21 protein-coding genes are annotated in these 20,316 nt (G+C 38.2%); 9 read left to right on the plus strand and 12 right to left on the minus strand.

Annotated features, from left to right (window positions below; genetic code table 11):
* Positions 1-71: 71 nt before the first annotated feature.
* The 8 genes from EIY84_RS06815 to EIY84_RS06850 all read right to left on the minus strand — a co-directional run bounded on the left by EIY84_RS06815 (position 72) and on the right by EIY84_RS06850 (position 9,456).
* On the minus strand, positions 72-281 hold the full coding sequence (locus tag EIY84_RS06815; RefSeq protein ID WP_124641541.1) for a hypothetical protein: 210 nt from the start codon (positions 279-281) through the stop codon (positions 72-74).
* A gap of 1 nt (position 282) precedes the next feature.
* Entirely contained in the window at positions 283-1,542 is a 1,260-nt protein-coding gene (locus EIY84_RS06820) for a S8 family serine peptidase (protein WP_124641543.1), read from the minus strand.
* A gap of 12 nt (positions 1,543-1,554) precedes the next feature.
* On the minus strand, positions 1,555-2,133 hold the full coding sequence (locus tag EIY84_RS06825) for a hypothetical protein (RefSeq protein ID WP_124641546.1): 579 nt from the start codon (positions 2,131-2,133) through the stop codon (positions 1,555-1,557).
* The gene (locus tag EIY84_RS06830; RefSeq protein WP_124641548.1) at positions 2,133-2,906 is read right to left on the minus strand and encodes a hypothetical protein; all 774 of its coding nucleotides are present in this window, start codon (positions 2,904-2,906) and stop codon (positions 2,133-2,135) included. The genes EIY84_RS06825 and EIY84_RS06830 overlap by 1 nt, the downstream gene beginning before the upstream one ends.
* Positions 2,907-2,926: 20 nt before the next feature.
* On the minus strand, positions 2,927-3,823 hold the full coding sequence (locus tag EIY84_RS06835; protein WP_124641550.1) for a DUF2589 domain-containing protein: 897 nt from the start codon (positions 3,821-3,823) through the stop codon (positions 2,927-2,929).
* Positions 3,824-3,979: 156 nt separating this feature from the next.
* Positions 3,980-4,858 (minus strand): SDR family oxidoreductase, encoded by an 879-nt coding sequence (locus tag EIY84_RS06840; protein ID WP_124641552.1) that lies wholly within the window; start codon positions 4,856-4,858, stop codon positions 3,980-3,982.
* A 281-nt stretch (positions 4,859-5,139) separates the two neighbouring features.
* Complete coding sequence (locus tag EIY84_RS06845; RefSeq protein WP_124641554.1) at positions 5,140-8,061, minus strand: M16 family metallopeptidase; 2,922 nt, start codon at positions 8,059-8,061, stop codon at positions 5,140-5,142.
* Between the two features lie 60 nt (positions 8,062-8,121).
* Entirely contained in the window at positions 8,122-9,456 is a 1,335-nt protein-coding gene (locus tag EIY84_RS06850) for a dihydroorotase (protein WP_124641556.1), read from the minus strand.
* A gap of 119 nt (positions 9,457-9,575) precedes the next feature.
* On the opposite strand from EIY84_RS06850, the gene EIY84_RS06855 reads away from it, so the two are divergent.
* The 8 genes from EIY84_RS06855 (at position 9,576) to ribA (ending at position 16,564) form a co-directional block, all read left to right on the plus strand.
* On the plus strand, positions 9,576-11,027 hold the full coding sequence (locus EIY84_RS06855; protein ID WP_124641558.1) for a lipopolysaccharide biosynthesis protein: 1,452 nt from the start codon (positions 9,576-9,578) through the stop codon (positions 11,025-11,027).
* 16 nt (positions 11,028-11,043) lie between these two features.
* Complete coding sequence (locus EIY84_RS06860) at positions 11,044-12,066, plus strand: sugar nucleotidyltransferase (protein ID WP_124641560.1); 1,023 nt, start codon at positions 11,044-11,046, stop codon at positions 12,064-12,066.
* An 86-nt stretch (positions 12,067-12,152) separates the two neighbouring features.
* Positions 12,153-13,082, plus strand: coding sequence for a DUF4292 domain-containing protein (locus EIY84_RS06865; protein ID WP_124641562.1), 930 nt, complete (start codon positions 12,153-12,155; stop codon positions 13,080-13,082).
* Positions 13,079-14,635, plus strand: a complete 1,557-nt coding sequence (locus EIY84_RS06870; protein ID WP_124641564.1) for a murein hydrolase activator EnvC family protein — start codon at positions 13,079-13,081, stop codon at positions 14,633-14,635. Before EIY84_RS06865 ends, EIY84_RS06870 begins: the two co-directional genes overlap by 4 nt.
* Positions 14,636-14,668: 33 nt before the next feature.
* Entirely contained in the window at positions 14,669-14,869 is a 201-nt protein-coding gene (locus tag EIY84_RS06875; protein ID WP_124641566.1) for a twin-arginine translocase TatA/TatE family subunit, read from the plus strand.
* A gap of 11 nt (positions 14,870-14,880) precedes the next feature.
* Positions 14,881-15,492, plus strand: a complete 612-nt coding sequence (locus tag EIY84_RS06880) for a DUF4254 domain-containing protein (protein WP_124641568.1) — start codon at positions 14,881-14,883, stop codon at positions 15,490-15,492.
* Positions 15,492-15,947: a hypothetical protein gene (locus EIY84_RS06885; protein ID WP_124641570.1), complete on the plus strand. Its 456-nt coding sequence runs from the start codon at positions 15,492-15,494 to the stop codon at positions 15,945-15,947. Before EIY84_RS06880 ends, EIY84_RS06885 begins: the two co-directional genes overlap by 1 nt.
* A 14-nt stretch (positions 15,948-15,961) precedes the next feature.
* On the plus strand, positions 15,962-16,564 hold the full coding sequence (ribA, locus tag EIY84_RS06890) for a GTP cyclohydrolase II (protein WP_124641572.1): 603 nt from the start codon (positions 15,962-15,964) through the stop codon (positions 16,562-16,564).
* A 22-nt stretch (positions 16,565-16,586) separates the two neighbouring features.
* Here the strand turns inward: ribA and EIY84_RS06895 are convergent, their stop codons facing one another.
* Positions 16,587-17,183: a DUF4126 domain-containing protein gene (locus tag EIY84_RS06895; RefSeq protein WP_394336898.1), complete on the minus strand. Its 597-nt coding sequence runs from the start codon at positions 17,181-17,183 to the stop codon at positions 16,587-16,589.
* Between the two features lie 117 nt (positions 17,184-17,300).
* Positions 17,301-18,005, minus strand: a complete 705-nt coding sequence (gene deoD / locus EIY84_RS06900; RefSeq protein ID WP_124641574.1) for a purine-nucleoside phosphorylase — start codon at positions 18,003-18,005, stop codon at positions 17,301-17,303.
* 138 nt (positions 18,006-18,143) lie between these two features.
* Here deoD and EIY84_RS06905 point away from each other — a divergent pair, with 138 nt between their 5' ends.
* Positions 18,144-18,536 carry a Spy/CpxP family protein refolding chaperone gene (locus EIY84_RS06905; protein ID WP_124641576.1) on the plus strand — a complete coding sequence of 131 codons (393 nt, stop codon included), beginning with the start codon at positions 18,144-18,146 and terminating at the stop codon, positions 18,534-18,536.
* 36 nt (positions 18,537-18,572) lie between these two features.
* Here EIY84_RS06905 and EIY84_RS06910 read toward each other — a convergent pair whose 3' ends face one another.
* Both EIY84_RS06910 and tsaD read right to left on the minus strand, forming a co-directional pair.
* Positions 18,573-19,277 (minus strand): RsmE family RNA methyltransferase, encoded by a 705-nt coding sequence (locus EIY84_RS06910; protein WP_124641578.1) that lies wholly within the window; start codon positions 19,275-19,277, stop codon positions 18,573-18,575.
* Positions 19,278-19,279: 2 nt separating this feature from the next.
* Positions 19,280-20,314, minus strand: a complete 1,035-nt coding sequence (tsaD, locus tag EIY84_RS06915; protein WP_124641580.1) for a tRNA (adenosine(37)-N6)-threonylcarbamoyltransferase complex transferase subunit TsaD — start codon at positions 20,312-20,314, stop codon at positions 19,280-19,282.
* Between the last annotated feature and the right edge of the window lie 2 nt (positions 20,315-20,316).

A 20,316-nucleotide genomic window follows, 5' to 3' on the forward strand; every position in this document is an offset into this window, starting at 1 on the left:
TGTTTTTGCCTTGGCTTAGATTTATTCTAGGCCAAGGTTTTTTTATAACGCCCATCAATAGAGGCTTCACCTCAATGATGATCTCCTCTGAAATTATTTTTTTCCAATTCTATAATTTTAAAAATGGAAATCTCAGACTTGATTTCCTGCTCCGATTGAAATTGAACAATATTCAAAGCCGGATAAAACTTGATCATTTTCAAATTTAGCTTTTCCAAAAATTTTTCAGCTTCTTTTTGACTCACTCCTTCTTTCAAAATTCCAAAATAAACTTTCATCATACTAATCCTTTATTTGCACCAATCCATTTCCCACATCTCTATATTTTAACCCTTCGAGAAGGCGAGCATTTTTCTCCAATACTTTCCAAATTTCCAACGCAGTTAGATGGGGATATTTCTCCATATAAAGCGCCACTATCCCAGCGACATGAGGCGTTGCCATACTGGTTCCGTTTTTTAGCATGTACCCTTCAACTACGAGACTTTTCGGAAACGAACTCAGCACATCGACCCCTGGAGCACAAACATTTATAACACCACCCGTTGCAGCATTCAGTCCACCGTTTGAGAAGGTTGCAACGCGCATTTGTCCATCGATTGCACCTACAGCCATAATGGACTCTGAATTGGCAGGTATTGAAACCGGTTGTGGCAAAGCCGGTCTTTGACTGTCGTTACCCGCTGCTGCAATGAGGAGACAATTGTTGTCCAATGCTTTTTTCCCTACCATTTCAAAAATTGGAGAGGGAGCCTCGTTGAGCTGTACCGGTGCCGAAAGCGACATGGATATCACACGGACTTTTTTAGAGATAGCCCAATCTATGGCATCTACAATACTGCTTGTTGTGCCGCTTCCATCATTTGCCAAAGCTTTTGCTATTTTCAAATTGGCATTTTTTGCAATACCGTATCTTTTTCCGGTGTCTAATCGGACATTTCCAGCGGCTGTCCCTGCACAATGCGTTCCGTGACCTTTCAAGTCGATATCCCATGCTTCTCCAGAAATAAAAGACTTACCCTCAATGGTTCTTCCTAAAAAATCGGGATGGGTAACATCAAACCCTGTATCTAGAATACACAGATCCACTCCTTTACCGGTCAACTGTGTGGTATCGAGCCCTACAGCCTTCAGTCCCCATTCGAAATCGGTGGTCACTTTTGAAGGTTTCTTTACTTTTTTCTTGAGCTCAGTTTCCAATTCTAATAATTTTTGCTCCATTTCCGAAACCGAAACCTGCAAGGATTTCACAATTTCTAAAGCGCCATCGATGTAAAAAGTTCTTTCTTTTTCAAAATGAATAATGGGATTGCTACCATCGTTGACCGCTGACATCAATTGATCTTCATCCATTTTATCAACCACCATTACATTTAGATTTTTGTATAGCACACCATTTTTATCATCAATCAAATCAAAAGAACGATTATCCTTGGAAAGAAACTCAGACGATGTTAACTTAAGTTGAAATTCTTTTTCAACAGATTTCAAGGTTTTAGAGTCTTGATTTTCCAGTAGCACAATGTATTTTTCAGATTTCATAATGTTTTGAATTTAACTCATGTTTCCAATAATTTTTTCAATCAACAGGTACATATCTTCCCTGGTCACCTGAAGTTTCATTTTTTTGTCCAGTAAAGCTATGGAGGCATTCTGTTTTACGATTTCCGTCCACAACAATTCTATTTTTGCTACGGAATCCAACTTTTTCAACTCTTGATTGTTGAGAATTCCATTTTGAATTAAACTTAAAAAAGTATTGGACAACAAGTCTTCCGCTTCATCCAATTTTTGCCTTTCTTTTGTTAAGATATCCTCTATCATTTTTTTCACCTCTTCAACAACATGAAAAGCAATCCCCCAATAAAATTCTCTTCTACTGACCGGCAACCTTTCCAATTTAATCGGATCAAAACCTTTCTTTACTACTTGTAACAGCCCTTGCAATCGTAAAACGTCTGATTCTTTTGAACCGTCTTTAATACTTTTAAAATAGGTTTGCAAGTCCGTCAAAAGATCATTAAATTCAGTTTCGAATCGAAAAGAACGCTCTATAAAGAGCGATTGAACCTTAATAAGTTTTGAAAGAAAACCTTCAGCGACTTTTATTTTATGATGTACAAATTCAACCATTATTCAAAAGTTATTTCTTCTATAGAATTGCCTTTATCGTCCTGAATTCTCACCAATCGGATTCCTTCTTCTTCCATTTCAACATGAAGGTTAAGGAACAATTTATCTTTGTCATCATTTTTCGAAGTATCCGGATCGATATAAATGGTGTTTAATTTGGATGAAACCAATTTATAACGCGACTCCAAAGATTCTGATACCAAATTCCGAAGTTCCACACTTTCATTGTCTGTCGTCGTTGGCAAAGGTTTAAAATATTTGATGTCTAATGACTTCACGATCCCGGTAACATTGATGGGTTTCACCATCTTAAAATTCGAAGGATTAGTAACCTCTGAAATATTCAGTACACTCGGGTTAACAGGAACTCGAATCGGCACATTAAAAACGGGCATTGTTGGCTTCTTAATCGTAGGATTCTCCATGGATTTGAAAAAGCCAAGCATTCCTGGCGAATTGAAAAACTGATCCGTCAACGGTGGAATGTTCATTTTTTTTTCAATGTTCAACCTTAGAATTTTATCGTTCACCTCGGTTAGAAGTTGTTTTCTATCGACTTCAAATTCGTATTTATCCTCCGTATCGATATCCGAAATTTTTATGGGCACATCCATTTTGATGCTTGGCATGGAATATCGAGGTACTCGAAAATACTTTAGTTGTGGATGATCCGCATACATTTTTGCAACTCGTATGGCATTTTCATCAGCCATTTTACGAGCTTGGATTATCTCGTTATTAAGATAATCCAAGTAGTCCGATAATTTTATCATACTCGTAAAATTTTTAGATATTATTCAGAAAGCAATCCCAAAACTTTTTCTAAACCTGCTGGCATTTCGTCATTGGTTGCTCTAACTTTGATACCTAATGAGTATTCCTTTTCAACTTTTACACCGGTTGTTGTGGATCGTTTAGCAGAAATGGATACGCTGAAACTGGCTTTAGCAAAAAGATTGGAAAGTCCGCTTGTTCCACCGCTTGCATTGGAGGCAAAGCTGAAATCCGTTTTGGTTGTTTCTGTAAATGTAGAGTTCAATTTTACATTGAAGTCGATATCACAACTTTCAATTCTGATGCTTGGTATATTGAGTAAAGCTACAAAAGGAACAATGATTTCCACATCTTGTATTTTCATTTTTGGATTGGCTGCACTTTCTGGTTTTGAACTGTCAAAATCCGGATTAGGTCCGTTCTTTTTGTATTTAAACTCGGCCATCCTTAGGGTTTTCTTACCGTCGGCAGCTACTTCGAAACCTACATTGTTGATAAAATTGAGCGTACTCATGGAAGCCGAAGCCTGAGCTCTCACACAAGCCAACAAAGGCGCACCAATAATTTTTGCGAAATCTATCGATCCCAATTCGGCTGCAAAATTAGCTGAAGCCGCATCTGCCGCAGTAAATCGCAATGGATCTACGGCTTGTATTCCCATGAGTAAATTAAGTGCTGTTGTTGTGGCTTTCGCCATGGCATTTTCCCAAGAAGCATCGAATTTGGTTTTAAATAAAGATAAAATATCCGCCACCTCTTTTTTTGATAAATCTTGCATCTCATTGGGATCCACTCCGGTTATTTTCCCGTATTCACCCGAACCAATGGTTTCTTTGATACCGGAGATGATGTCAATTAATTCTGATTTGGTTTTTTTAGAATAATCTTTTTCTAAAATGGATTTTAAAGTTGCCATAATAATGTGTTTTTAGGTTAGTTAAATTTTTCCTATACAATATTACAATCCTAATTGTCATAGTTTTAAAGGCTTTTTCCTATTTATCAACCAAAAACAATAAAAAAAAGCCAATTCTATCCGAATTGACTTTTACATTTTTAAATCTAATAAAAATTATTGTGCTTTTTTTGCTTTGATCATCGCCTCTAGCATGTCCCACATTTCTTGAGGAATTTGCTCCAACATATTGAACTCACCAGCACCTTGCAACCACTCTCCACCATCGATGGTTACGACTTCTCCATTGATGTACGCGGAAAAATCCGACACCAAATAGGCTGCAAGATTGGCCAATTCCTGATGCTCTCCTACCCTTTTGAGTGGTACTTTTTTTCTCATATCAAATTTTTCTGCCAAATCTCCAGGTAGTAATCTTTCCCAAGCTCCTTTTGTAGGGAAAGGTCCTGGTGCAATGGCATTGAACCTTATCTTGTATTTGGCCCATTCTACAGCTAAAGATCGGGTCATGGCAAGTACTCCAGCCTTGGCACAAGCCGATGGAACGACATAGGCAGAGCCCGTCCAAGAATAGGTGGTCACGATATTAAGAACTGTACCCGGGACTTTGTTGTCTATCCAATATTTTCCGATGGAAAGTGTACAATTTTTTGTCCCTTTCAGTACGATATCCAACACCGAATCGAAGGCGGAATGGGTCAATCTTTCGGTTGGTGAGATAAAATTGCCGGCAGCATTGTTCAATAAAATATCGATTTTTCCGAATTCTTTCAGGGTTGCTTCCTTCATTGCTTCTACCTCGTCCCAATTTCTCACATCACATGCGACACAGAGGACTTTGCCTCCTGTTTCTTCTTCCAATTCCTTGGCGGTATTTTGCAATTTTTCTAAATTTCTGGAGGTGATGACCACTTTGGCTCCCAATTCTAAGAAATATTTGGTCATGGCTTTTCCCAAACCACTTCCACCACCGGTTACTACGATTACTTTATCGTTCAGCGCTCCTTCTCGAAGCATGGGTTTTGTATAATTCATGGGTGATTTTTTATATTTTTTAAAAGTACAAAATATTTGAAGGCGAGGGATTAAAAAATAGTATTCAGCACTTAGCAAATGATGAAGTAAATGTCTCGAGAAAACAAATGATCCCTGCGTTGCACCCCGACTTGAGTGGAGCTCTTTTTATTTTTTTGATTCCCGAGCGAAAGCGAAGGGAGAAAAAATAAAAAAGCGGGAACGGAAGGCGGAAAAGGTGCCCAAAAAAAAACTGCCCAACAAAAAAGTTGGACAGTTAAATGTATAATAACCGGGCGAAATTAGTATCCGAAAATTTCTTCTAAAGAAAGGACTTTCAGTTCTCCTAATTTTTGCATGTCTTCGGTTTTCACTTTCTTATCCGATGCTACAATGGCGTAGGTATAAGGCTTGTTTGCTAAATTGTCGTGGTGTAATTTTTGCAAATCGGCAAATGATATGGTATCGACATTGGCATAGACCGACTTTCGAATGTCGTCTTTCAGTCCCAATTGTTTTGCTGCAAGGTAGTTGAAAATAATTCCGTCTTGGGTAATTCTTTCGGTTTCGATGTCTTTTTTGGCACCGCCTTTTGCCAATTCTAAATTTTTTGGAAGATAAGGCAGGTTGTTCAGCAATTCATTCATGCCAACGGTTGCCTCGTTAAATTTATCCGACTGGCTGCCCACATAGGCGATAACTCCGTATTTTTCATTGGCTTTTGCCGGACTCACATACCTTGCAAAAGTACTGTATGCCAAGGCTTTACTCTCCCTAATGGTTTGGAAAACAATGGCACCCATACCACCTCCGAAATAATTATTGAACACATCGATAAGCCCTGTTTGTGCTGGATTGTACGGTGTGGTATTTCTTACCCAACGAGTTTCTGCCTGCACCATATCGTAGTTGGCAAATAAAACTTGGTTTTTCTTTTGCTCGATTTGGGTAAAGACTTTCGCCGGAGTTGGTGTGGCAAACTTCGCAGGAACCGTATGCAAAGCTTTCAAATCAGAGACCAGGGTTTTCAATTTTTCTGGGCCGTAATAGATGACGGTTTGCTCGTATTGGTTCAGTCCTTTTATTCTATCCACCAATTCTTGCGCAGTGATGGCATTGATTTCTTGATCGGTTAGGGTATTGTTGAATTTATTTTTGGCTCCGTATTGTGCGTAGCTGGTCAATCCTTGTAAGATAGCGCCTTTGTTGGCTTTAGCATCTTTTCTGGATTTGAACAATCTGGCTTTTAGGTTGGCCAATGCTTTGTCGTCGGCTTTTACATTCTGGATCAGGTTTTCGTACAATGCCACGGCTTTTTTGAAGTTTTCTTGCAGACCTTCTATGGTTACTGTGGTATATTCTTCGCCCGTACCCACAGAGAAAGAACTGGCAATTTTATAAAATTCTTTAGAAATATCTTCGGAAGATTTTTTGTCCGTTCCTAAAAACTGCAGATACATGGACGCATACGATTGCTTGAGATCGTTGGTCGAGCCAATTTTATATCGGTATCTGAGACGGAAAAGCTGATTGTCCGTATTGGGTACATACAAAATTTCGGCATTTCCTAATTTGGATTTTTGAATGTCCTTATTGTAATCCAAAAACACGGGTTTCGATGGGATGTTGGGCATATCATCCACCATTTTCACGAAAGGAGATTGCTTGTCGGCATTGGTCTCTACCGGTGTGATTTCCGGTTTTTCAATTTTGGCTGTTTTTTCGGCTTCTCCTTTTTTCTTCAGGATTGCGACATAGTTATTTCCCAAATACTTGTTGGCAAAATCGACCACTTGTTGTTTGGTGATTTTTGAGAGGTTATCGACATAGGCCACCTGATCTTTCCAATCTTGCTCGGAGGTGAAAGTGTCCATCAAATCGTTGGCTCTGTTGCTGTACTTTTCAGATCCTTGGATCTTGTATTTTTTAATGTTATTGATGATGGAGGTGATCAAATCATCATCGAAATTGCCTTTTTTCAGGTTTTCAATTTCACCAAGAACCAAGGCTTTTACATCGTCTAAAGACTGTCCATTGGTTGGTTTTGCAGAAATATACAAAACACCATGATCGATCAGGGTAAAAGCAGAAGCACTTGCCGACAATAATTTTTGTTTTTTCACCAAGTTAAGATCCAACAATCCGGCCTTTCCGTTGGTCAATATAGAACCTACCAAATCGGCCAACAAAACATCTTTGTCTTTGTTCCCCGGCAAACGATAGCCCATGGTTAGACTTTCGGAATCCGGACCTACAACCTCTTTGACAACGGGTGCTGTCAAAGGTGCTTCCGGTTGGAATGTATATTTAGGTACAGGATGAGGCTTCATGCTTCCGAACTGGGCATCAATTTTCTTGATGACTTCATCCGGATTAAAATCTCCTGACATAACTATCCCCATATTGTTGGGCACATAATAGGTGTTGAAATACTTTCTAATCTCCACCAAAGAAGGATTTTTCAAATGCTCAACCGTACCAATGGTGGTTTGTTTTCCGTAATTGTGATTTTTAAAAAGCGTACCGAACAGCTCTTCGAATACTTTGGATCCGTCGGAATCTAAACTTCTGTTTTTTTCTTCATAAACCGCTTCTAGTTCGGTGTGGAAAATCCTAAGAACCGGATTTCTGAATCGTTCGGATTGTACTGCCAAATATTTATCCAAAGCCGAGCTGGGCACATCGTCGGTATAGACCGTTTGTTCAAATGAAGTGAAGGCATTGGTCCCTTGAGCTCCCATGGCAGACATCATTTTGTCGTACTCATTGGCAATGGCAAATTTGGAAGCCACCCCAGAAATAGAGTCTATTTTATGATAAATTGCCTTTCTTTTGGCCTCGTCTTTTGTTTTGTTGTACTCTTCGTACAAGGCATCAATCTTATCCAATTGTACTTTTTCTTTAGCAAAATCCAAAGAGCCGTATTTATCCGTTCCTTTGAACATCATGTGCTCTAGATAATGCGCCAAACCGGTATTGGTTGAAGGATCGGTTTTACTACCTGCTTTTACCGCAATGTACGCTTGTACCCTAGGATCTTTGTTGGTTGGACTCAAAATTACGGTGAGTCCATTTTTCAGGGTGTAAAATCTTGCTTTTGTAGGATCGTTGGTCACAAATTTGTAGGTGTACCCTCCACTTTCTGCTGTTTTCCATTCTGCTTTTTGGGCAAAAGACGACAAGGATATTGACAATGCCGAAACCAGAAAAATTCTTTTAATCATGTTTGTTTTATTTTTTTAATTCTTGTTGCTTTCTTTGAGCCTGTTTAAATTTCAATTAATTTATCGATCGAATCTCAATCGTTCACCAAATTTATTTTCATTGACCACTCCGTTTTCATATGCCAAATGTCCATTAACAAAAGTATGGGTCACCTTTGTGCTAAATTCTGTCCCTTCTAGTGGACTCCAACCGCATTTGTATAAAATATTTTCTTTGGCCACAGTCCATTTTTTTTCAGGATCAATCAATACCAAATCGGCTTTGTAGCCTTCTTTTATGAAACCTCTTTTCTCTATTTGAAATAGAATTGCCGGGTTGTGACACATTTTTTCTACCACCTTTTCAATAGAAATTTTTCCATTTTTATAATTTTCCAACATCACGGTTAAAGAATGCTGCACCAAAGGCGCTCCTGATGGACAAGAGGTATAGGGATTTTGTTTTTCTTCCCAAGTGTGTGGTGCGTGATCGGTTGCAATGACATCTATCCTATCGTCCAGAAGTGCTTTCCAAAGTTCGTCTTTGTCGGCTTGGGTTTTTACGGCAGGATTCCATTTAATGAGTGCCCCTTTTTTAGCATAATCGTCATTGGTAAACGAAAGGTGATGGACACAAACCTCAGCAGTTATTTTTTTATCTTTTAACGGAATATCATTCGAGAAAAGCGACATTTCTTTGGCTGTGGAAAGGTGGTAAATATGCAATCTTGCTCCGGTTTTTTTTGCCAGTTCAATCGCTTTGGAGCTTGACAGATAACACGCTTCTTCACTTCTTATCAAATGATGAAAATCCATCGGGATGTTATCGCCATATTTTGCTTTGTAGTCTTCAGTATTTTTTTGGATGGTGGCTTCGTCTTCGCAATGCACACAGATAATCATCTTGGTTTTGCTGAAGATATTTTCCAAAGTTTCGGGGTTGTCCACCAGCATATTTCCTGTTGAAGAGCCTAAAAACAATTTGATGGCTGCCACTTCTTTGGGGTTGGTTTTCAGGACTTCGTCCAAATTATCGTTGGTTCCGCCCATAGAAAAGGAATAATTGGCAAAGGATTTTTCCGCTCCAAGTTGGTATTTTTCTTCTAACAATTCTTGAGTTACCGCATTGGGTACGGTGTTGGGTTGGTCGATAAAACTGGTTGTACCACCGGCAATGGCTGCTTTGGACTCGGACTCTAAATCGCCTTTGTGTGTAAGTCCAGGATCTCTGAAATGCACCTGATCGTCAATAACTCCAGGGATAAGAAATTTTCCGGTACCGTCAATTATTAAATCTGCTGCTTCCGAGTTAAGGTCTTTTCCTATTTTACAAATAAGGTCATTTTCTATCAAAACATCCCATTGAGAAATGGAATTTTCATTAACCACTTTGGCATTTTTTATTAATGTTCTCATTGTTTACTTTAAGTAAAAATTAATTTCAAACAAATGTAAAGTTTTAATCACAATTTAATACCAAGAATTGACAATTACCCATCGAAATAATTACTTTTGCAATTAAAATAAAATAAAAATTGTATAAAAAATTATTAGGCCAAACAGCCGTGTACGGACTAAGTTCGGTATTGGTGAGGATATTTCCATTTCTTATTGCTCCCATTGTTACCAAAGCTTTCGGCCCAACAGCCTCTTCACCTTTTGTAGATTGGTATTCCATTGCAGGAGTGATCACCGTTTTGCTGACCCACGGTATGGAAACATCATTTTTCCGATTTGCTCAGGAAAAAGACATCGATAAGAAAACATTGGTTTCTACAACTTCATTGAGCATCATCAGCATTGGTCTCATCTATCTTATCCTTGGATATGTTTTCAGACAATCCCTTGCCAATGCTTTCGAAACACCGGATCAGGTAAACTTTTTGGTTTTATTTTTATTCATCCTTTCTTTTGATGCTTTTGCTACCATTCCTTCGGCCATATTGCGATTGGAAGGCAAACCGATACTGTACATGCTTTCAAAAGTGTTGGGGTCTTTGGTTTATTTTTTCCTGGTGGTCTTCTTCATCAAATGGCTCCCACAAATGCCCGATGGTATTTTGGGATTAAAGTACAATCCGGAAATTGGTGTAGGTTATGTTTTTATTGCCAATTTGGTGCAAAGCATTGTTACCCTTGCCATTGTTGGAAAAGAATTCGTGAACTTCAGCATAAAAAAATTCGATTTTTTGCTTTGGAAAAGGATCATGAATTACTCTTGGCCGGTCATGGTTGCGGGACTTGCAGGAGTGGTCAATCAGACTTTGGATCGACAGTTTCTGAAATACCTTTTACCGGAAGGCGAAGCCAAACATCAGATTGGAGTTTACGGAGCTGTTTATAAAATAGCCACTTTCATCACCGTTTTCAGACAAGCCTATCAACTGGGTATTGAGCCTTATTTTTTCAGCAGTTTCAAAGACAAAAACAATCATAAAACCTATGCTGTACTCATGGACATTTTTGTCATTTGCAATTGCCTAATCTACATGGGACTGATGGCTAATTTGCAATGGATTTCCGAAAAATACTTAAGAAACCCCTTGTACTACGAAGGTATTGAAATTATCCCCATGGTGATGTTGGGTGCTTTGTTTTTAGGCATCTACCTCAACCTTTCCATTTGGTACAAATTATCGGACAGGACACGAGTTGGACTGTACATTTCGCTCATCGGAGCAGCCATCACCATCGGCATCAACTTTATCTTCATACCAGAATTTGGTTATTGGGCCAGTGCAAGTGCCGCACTGATCACCTTCACCAGCATGATGGTCATTTCCTATATTTGGGGACAACGCGTGTATCCCATCCATTACCATGTCGGAAAACTCTCCATGTACCTTTTCCTTTCCATTTCGCTCTCCTTACTTTCATTTTACTTTTTTAGAACCAATTATTTCATTGGAAATTTATTTTTATTGTTATTTTTGGGCTTCGTATTGTATCAAGAAAAAAACATTGTTAAAAAGATTTTAAAAAAATAAAAAATTAATAAACTATATGAAAATTATTGTTCCTATGGCCGGTAGAGGCTCCAGACTAAGACCTCACACACTGACTGTACCTAAGCCACTAATCCCAATCGGTGGGAAACCAATTGTACAAAGATTGGTTGAAGACATCGCAAAAGTGGCCAATGAAAAAATAGATGAAATTGCTTTCATAATCGGAGATTTCGGTGATGAAGTGAAAGAATCCTTAATAAAAATAGCAGAAAAACTAGGTGCAAAAGGAAGTATATACACTCAAGACGAACCTTTAGGAACGGCACATGCCATAAAATGCGCCGAGCAATCCATGACCGGAGATGTTGTGGTTGCTTTTGCGGACACCCTTTTCCGTGCCGATTTCGTTTTGGATAAAAACTCTGACGGTGTGATTTGGGTGAAAAAAGTTGCCGACCCTTCGGCTTTTGGAGTTGTAAAATTGGACGACTACGGTTTCATCACTGATTTTGTTGAAAAACCTAAAGAATTTGTTTCCGATCTTGCGATTATTGGCATCTACTATTTTCAGTCGGCGGAGAAATTAATGGCCGAAATCAACCACATCATGGACAACAACATCATGGTAAGTGGCGAGTACCAACTAACAACAGCTCTTGACAACCTAAGAGACAAAGGTGCAAAATTCTCCCTCGGAAAAGTGGACGATTGGATGGATTGTGGAAATAAAAATGCCACTGTGGAAACCAACGGTAAAATATTGGAATACGAAAAAGAAGAATTTGCTGTTTTCCCGGCATCTTCAAAAATCGAAAATTCCTTGATTATCCCACCGTGTTTTATTGGTGAAGGAGTAGAAATCCACAACTCTAAAATTGGACCTTTCGTATCCTTAGGAAACGGAACCAAGATTTGCAATTCCAACATCGACAACTCGTTGATACAAGAAAAAACCATCATCAACCACGGAAATTTGAGCAATTCCATGATCGGTAATTTCGCACAATACAGAGGAGTTTCCAGAGAAATTTCATTGGGAGATTATTCGGTTTTGGACTTCTTATCCGATAACAAATAAGCATTAATCAAGCCTTCACAACCAACCACACACTTTTGTTGTGTGGTTTGGCTTTATTATTGCAACATTGCCATAAAAAACAAACAATGACAAAGGAAATTTTCAAAAGCAATATCATCTTTCAGAAAAAGAAAATTATAAACTTGACCTGCATTTTATTTGTGGGTTTATTTCTTTTGTCTTGTAAAACCAAAACGGCTGTAGAAAGCTCTAACAACAAAGACAGCTTGGTTGTTGATAGCCTTTTGATGGACTCCATCAAGTTGGACAAAAGTTCTTCTCTGCCTAAAGATGCCAATGCCAACCTATCCATAAATGAGCGAGTTGACTTTTACGAACATGCTTTGATTCATCCAAAATTTGAGCATCTGAAAATGAAGAGTACCATAAAAATAGAAACTGGAAATTCCATACCGACTCTGGATGCTCTTATTTACATAGAAAACAATCAGAAAATATGGATGAACCTATCGTTCATCGTCAATGCTGCGAGGGGAATTGCAACTCCCGAAGGGATAAAGGCCTATGAAAAATACAACAGAACCTATATTGATTCTGATTTTGATTATCTGAACAATTTGTTAAACATCGACTTCATCAACTATCCTACTCTGCAAAAATTATTGATGGGGCGAACCTTCATCCCAATAAGAGATTCGCAATACATACTTTCCAAAAACATGGAAGGGTATTACATGGTTTCCAGAAAAACCCAAACCATAGGAAGCCCGACAGCTGACCGACCAAGCCGAGAGTATAGAGTTTTTTTAAAATATTCCGATTCTTTTGACTTAATGGAAGTTGAACTTCTGGATCCTGTCTCTGGAGATGAGTTGCAAATAAATTATGAAAACTGGCAAAACTTCAGCAATTACAGAATGCCGGAATATGTTAAAATAATTATAAAAGGAAGCAAAACAGGGCAAATTTTAATCGAAAATACGAAATTTGAAGATTTGAAAATTCAGACACCGTATTCGGTACCCAAAAACTACACGAAAATTGAAATTCAATGAGTAAAAACACCCATATCATATTGGCATTAATAACTTTTGGCTTTTCCTTTGGACAACAAAAGAAAGAACAACTCCAAAAGCAAAATTCCGAGCTCAAAAAAGAAATTGCCTCCATCAACAAAGCCATTTCTCAATCTCAAAAAGAGTCCAAACTTTCCATTGCCTATCTGGACAATGTGAATAAAAAGATTGTCTTGAGGGAAAAAGTGTACAACAATACTCAGAAAGAAAAAAGATTTATAGAAGACGACATCTATCTACGCCAATTGGAAATCAACCGACAAAATCGCGAATTGGCTGTGCTTAGGAAAAACTACGCCAAAGTTCTCGTCAATGCCTACAAAAACAAAGGGATACAAAACAAAGTCACCTTCATCCTTTCATCTAAAAGTTTTGGTGAAGCCATTCGTAGGGTGCAATATCTGAAGCTATACTCTGAATTTCAAGAAAAAAAAGCAGCTGAGATCACCGATGCAGCAAGGTTGTTAAAAGAATCCATTCAACAAAAAGAAAAATCCGTAAAAGAAAAAGAAACATTACTCAACAATCAAAAAATTGAGTTGGCAACCATCAATGCTGATAGACAACAAAAAGAAGATTTGGTAAAAGAGTTCAAAGCCAACGAAGGAAAGCTTACTGCCGAATTAAGACAAAAACAAGCAAAATCCAAAGCTTTAGAAGGACAAATCCGATCCATCATCGCAGAGGAAATTAGAATAGCCAAAGCAGAAGCAGCAGCAAAAAAAGCAGCAGAAGCCGAAAAAATACGATTGGCAAAAATAGCTGCCGACAAAGAAAAAGCTAGAATTGATGCCGAAAACAGAGCTCGTGCTGAAGCCCTTGAGCGAGAAAGAAAAGAAGCGGAAGAAGCGGTAAGAAAAGCCAATGAATTGGCAGCAAAAAAAGCAGCAGAAGAAAAGAAAAGAGCTGATGATGCATCAAAAGCCGATGCCGATGCCAGAGCTTTGGCCCGTAAAGAAGCAGCTGCAAAAGAAGCTATCGATGCGGCTAACAGAGCCAAAGAAGCCGCCAATAAACTCGCAGAAGCTAAGGCTGCAGAAGCTGCTTTGGAGAAGAAAAACAACGAAGCCAAAAAAGCAGCTGAAAATAAAGCACTTACCAACTTTGGCGTAACCACCGATGCTGGAGCCGGTTTTGCTAACAACAAAGGCAAACTTTCCATGCCGGTTTACGGAACCATCACCCATAGATTTGGGAGACAATCGCATCCTATTTTCAAAAATATTGTTGAAGAAAACAACGGAATAAAAATTGCGGTAACCAAAGGAACCGTTGCCAAATGCGTTTTCCCAGGTCAAGTCACCAAGATCCTTCAAGCCAACGATGGGACCAAAACGGTCATGGTAAAACACGGAGACTACTTCACCGTATATACCAACCTGGCGAATACCATGGTCAACACCAATCAAAATGTATCTGCAGGAACAGCTATTGGTGCTGTAGGTCTCGATTTCGACGGCACTTACACCCTTGATTTCCAAATATATAACAGCAATGGAACTGCTGTTGACCCAATGGGTTGGGTAAATTAAAAATTTAGATTAATTTTGCAAAAAATAAATATTATGTTAACCACATTTTTAGCACTTTCAGCATCGCATATTATTATTGCTGCTATTGTCATTTTATTATTATTTGGTGGTAAAAAAATCCCTGAATTGATGAAAGGCTTGGGTAGCGGTATCAAAGAATTTAAAGACGCTGTAAAGGAAGAAGACAAAAAAACTCCTGAAAACAACGATTCTCCAAACAATATCAATCAATAAAAATATTGACCATGAGTTTTAGTCAGGAGGCTTGGACAATTTTCAATCAATCCATTGAAGATTACCATGTTCATGATCATGTCGATCAACCCATCAACAATCCCTATCCAAAAGAGAGTTTGGAACATCTTTTGTATACTAAAAATTGGATTGACACCGTTCAGTGGCATTTTGAAGACATTATTCGTGATGAAAACATCGATCCCACAGAGGCATTGAAACTTAAACGAAGAATAGACGCCTCCAACCAACAGAGAACCGACTTGGTAGAATATGTGGACTCTTGGTTTTTGAATAAATATCAAAGTACAGCACCAAAAGCAGATGCGAAAATAAATAGTGAAACTCCAGCTTGGGCAATCGACAGATTATCCATTTTGGCATTAAAAGTATATCACATGGCTTTGGAAGCCAATAGAGATAGCGCTGGTGATGATCATAGAGCCAAATGCCAGGAAAAATTAAATGTTTTACTGGAGCAACACAAAGACCTCAGCACTGCCATCGATCAACTTCTTTTGGATATTGAAAACGGTGTGGTTAAGATGAAGGTGTACAAACAGATGAAAATGTACAACGACGAAAGCCTTAACCCAATCCTTTATCAAAAAGGAAATAAATAATGACGAAGACTCTTTTTTTAATTTTTACATTAACCCTATTTGTTTCATGCGCAACGGAAAAGGCCAACATGTCGCCCATTGCAAATGCCTATTCCGAAAGCAGCATAAGTACCGAAAAGATCTCGACCAGTTTTAACAGATCGGTGGTGGCCAATGCTTATGCTTCTGAGCTCACGAATACTTGTTCGCTTTTCCCAAAGTTTAAAAACAAGGCTCTAAATTCTGAAATTGTTAGCTTAAAAACCAATATTCAGAATTATGTGTATGCTTTGGAGGCCAACAACAAAATGGGCAAAACGAGAGAATTAAAAAAAGTAGAAAAATCGTACATTAATATACAAAAATTGAGAAAGGATCTTCCAAAATTGGAAGATGAAAAACTCAATTCCATTTTGGTTAGAATAAAAAGAAACATCACCTTCTTAGAAGCCAATTATTCTAATCCTAAAAAATAAAAAGAGAACCAATTATGATAAAACTTCAGGCGGAAGCCAATGTTCCTACTCAATATGGATCTTTCCGAATGATTGCTTTTTCTGACGATGTCGAAGATTGGATGCCGCACATGGTACTCATTGCAGAAAATACGGATTTCTCCAAACCCATCAATGTTCGTTTTCACTCAGAGTGCATTACCGGAGAGGTTTTTCATTCTTTAAAATGCGAATGCGGACAACAATTGGATGCGGCTATGGAATACATCCAAAAACACGGTGGTTTGATTATTTACCTTAGACAAGAAGGTAGAAATATAGGCATCATCAACAAACTAAAAGCCTATGCCCTACAAGAAAAAGGACTGGATACGGTACAAGCAAATTTAGAATTGGGATTACCGGCAGACGATAGAGATTTTCAAGTTGCAATTGAAATTCTTAAAAAATTGAATGTACACGAAATTCGACTGCTTACTAATAATCCGGACAAAATAAAATTTGTAGAAAACAGCGACATTAAGCTGGTCGAAAGAATTCCTCTACAAATAAAAGCCAATAAAAATTCTAAGGAATATTTAAAAACCAAAAAAAATTATTTTGGTCACCTACTCGAAGACAATATCGATACCGAATAAAAAAACACCAAAAGGTGTTTTTTTATGTTTTTGAGATTGATAATTTACGCCACAATTTCCTGCCGTAAACCAATACCGTCAGTACCAAAACAACGGAAACGACAACCGCAATTATAGGTAAAGCCAAAGCCAGCGCAGACATAAGTCCAGCACCTGCAGTTTCGCTTGTGGCAACAACAGAATTTCCCAAACCTCCTGTTGTAGCAGTAGAAACCGCCCTAACTCCGGCAAAGCCAGAACTTATCGTTGCGGCAGTACCTCCGCCAGCGATTAAAGCCAAGGCCCAAAGTGGGAAAGCATCCAACCCTGTAAATTGACTGGCAAATAAAACCGCACCCGCAACAGTAGCCATGGGAACGGATAACGAATCCAAAAGATGATCGACATAAGGTATGTAATACGCAAAAATTTCAACAACTGTTGCAATTCCTGTTGCAATTACCGTGGGCAAACCGGTTAACCAAGAGAAATTTTCACCGATCGGTATCCATCCTAAATACGAAGCCAAACTAACGACAAACATCGGCAGAAAAACCCTAAAACCGGATGCTGCAGCCAAGCCAACACCTACGAACGCTCCTAATAAATAATGCAAATAAGGCCAATTTTCTAACATCATTTCGTTTTTTCTGTTTTTATAAATTAAAAGTACATATTTTTCTTTTAATACTTCAAAAAAAATGAAGCTCAAAAACTTGGTTTTCAGCTTCATTAAGAATTATAAAAAAACAACAAATTAAGAAATAGCTGTTTCTAATGCAAGAGTTATCATTTTCTTGAGAGCCGTTTCTCGTTGATCGGCAGAGATTTTCTCACCCGTTGGGATCACATCAGAAACCGTCAGGATGGTGGCTGCATTTTTCTTCAGGTATTGAGCATTGGCGAATAGAGCAAAAGCTTCCATCTCAACTGCTGGACAATTGTTTTCTTTAGCAATTGCAGGTACATCCAAATCTTTTCTGTAAAAAATATCGCTGGTATGGATGTTCACCGATTTCACAGGCAAATCCAATGCTACGGCCGTTTCATTAATTTTAGAAAAGACATTTCCTTGGTGACCAATTCCTTCTCCTTCTATTCCCCAAGCAAATTTTGCATAAGTCGATTCGCTGTAGGATTTTTCCACATTCAAGATGTCATAGACTTGTAGATCGGTCGTATAGGCACCACAAGTACCAATTCTGATAATGGTTTCCACCTCGTATTCTGTAAAAAGTTCAAAAGAATAAATCCCAATACTTGGCGCACCCATTCCGCTGGCACCAACAGAAATCCTTCTCCCTTTGTAAGTTCCTGTGTAGAAAAAAATATTTCTTGTTTGGCTGACTAATTTCACCTCATCTAAAAAATGATCGGCAATAAATTTGGCTCTTAGCGGATCTCCCGGCATAAGAACGATAGGAGCTATCTCTCCTTTTTGGGCTGCAATATGAACGCTCATAATTTCTATTTTATGATGCAAAAGTAATCATTTAGAAGTCAAATAAAAGTGTACGGCAATTAGAAATCTCTTTATGTTGAATTTAACTTCAGACAAGAAAAGCAATCCTATCAATAAATCAATTAATAATTTACCGATATGAAAAAAGCAATCGTATGTGCAGTCCTAGGAATTGGATCTTTGATGATGGCACAACAAACTCCCAACAGACAAGAAGCTCGAGAGCAAAAAAGAATTGAAAATCAAAAAGCCAACTTGGACAAAATGAAACAAGAATTGGGTCTGAATGATGCTCAGGTAGCGAAAATAAAAGACATTAGAGATCGTGAATTTCAGTTGAGGAAAACCAAAATGGAGCAAGAAAAAGCAGAACGAAAAGCACGAATGGAAAAGCACGATTCTGAAATGAAAAACATCCTTAGCACCGATCAATACAACAAATGGAAAGCCAACAGAATGGAGAAAATGGAGAGAATGAAAAATGAAAAAATGAAAAGACACAGAAAAATGCGTCCAGAAAAAACAATTTAAAAATGAAGTCCACTTTTGCGGTGGACTTTTATTTTCTTAAGATTTTAAAAAAGATTTGGAATAAAACCAAGCCGAAACAAAAACACCAGCCGTTTCCGTTCTCAACCGTTGGTGTCCCAAGGAAATGGCTTTCACTCCTAAATCCGAGAGTTGTTGAATTTCTTTTGCGCTAAAATCCCCTTCTGGGCCGATCAAAATGGTAAGCGATTCTTTAACATCCAAGATGTCCAATGACGATCTTTCAAAAGCATCATCGCAATGGGCAACAAAAGTTTTTTGTGGAACGCTGTTTTTAATAAAATCCGAAAACTTTTGCACATCATTAATTTTTGGAAAACGAAAACGATGACTTTGCTTGGAAGCAGAAATGCTTTGTTTGATGATCTTATCGACATTCAAATGTTTTCTTTCTGTTTTTTCAGTTTGCAAAAAAGAAATTTCTGCAATTCCCATTTCAGTCGCTTTTTCAACAAAAAAATCGATCCTGTCCATATTTTTTGTCGGAGCTATCGCGATATGAAGCTGAAGGTTGGGGTTGGGCAATTCTTTTTGAATTTCAACAACTTTCAACACGGCTTTTTTACCTTCAAAATAAAGAGATCCTTTGGCTAGATTACCTTTACCATCGGTTACAAAAAGCTCCTCGCCCTCCTTCATCCTTAGAACTTTTGCAATATGCTGTTGTTCTTCAGGATCAATGAGCACTTCATTTTCTAAAATTTCTCCGTAAAATAATTTCATGCTTACTTTTTAAAATCTTCTTCGATATCGTATCTTGCAGTTGCTGAAATCGACAAATCTGCAAACTCACCCCTCTCGTATTTCAGTTGGGCGACCATCGCAATCATCGCAGCGTTATCTGTTGTATATTCAAATTTTGGTATAAACACTTCCCAACCTTTTCTTTCTACATTGGCCAACATTGCGTTTCTAAGCGCTGAATTGGCTGAAACTCCACCTGCAATCGCTATTTGATTGATGTTAAAATCTGCTGCTGCTTTTTCCAATTTTTTCATCAACACCGAAATGATGGTTGCTTGTACAGAAGCACAAAGATCATTCAGATTTTCTTTGACAAAGTCTGGATTCTTCTTTAATTCTTTTTGAACAAAATAAAGCACGGAAGTTTTTACCCCACTGAAAGAATAATTGTAGGCTTCCAATTTGGGCTTGCCAAACTCAAACGCTTTTGGATTTCCTTCTTTAGCCAATCGGTCAATAATAGGACCGGCAGGATAGTCAAGGTTAAAGATTTTCCCAATTTTATCAAACGCTTCGCCGGCAGCATCGTCTATGGTTTTACCGACAATTTCCATGTCAAAATAATCTTTGACCAAAACAATCATGGTATGTCCTCCAGAAACGGTAAGACAGAGAAACGGAAATTTTGGTGGATTGGGATTGGCATCGTCAATAAAATGCGCTAAAATATGAGCCTGAAGATGGTTGACCTCTATCAGCGGAACTTGCAAACTCATGGACAATGACTTGGCAAAAGATGTCCCCACAAGCAACGAGCCTAAAAGTCCAGGTCCTCTTGTAAAACCTATGGCAGCAATTTGATTTTGTTGTATATTTGCTTGGCTGAATGCTTTTTGCACTACGGGAATAATGTTTTGCTGATGTGCTCTGGAAGCCAATTCCGGAACAACACCACCGTATTCTATATGGATTTTTTGGTTGGCAGCAATATTAGAAAGGATTTTGTTTCCACAGATAATGGCTGCAGAAGTATCATCACATGAGGACTCGATTCCTAAAATAATTTTTTCGCTCATAA

Origin of the sequence: Amniculibacterium aquaticum (assembly GCF_003852705.1) — a bacterium.
In the GTDB taxonomy this organism is placed as follows: Bacteria; Bacteroidota; Bacteroidia; order Flavobacteriales; family Weeksellaceae; genus Amniculibacterium; species Amniculibacterium aquaticum.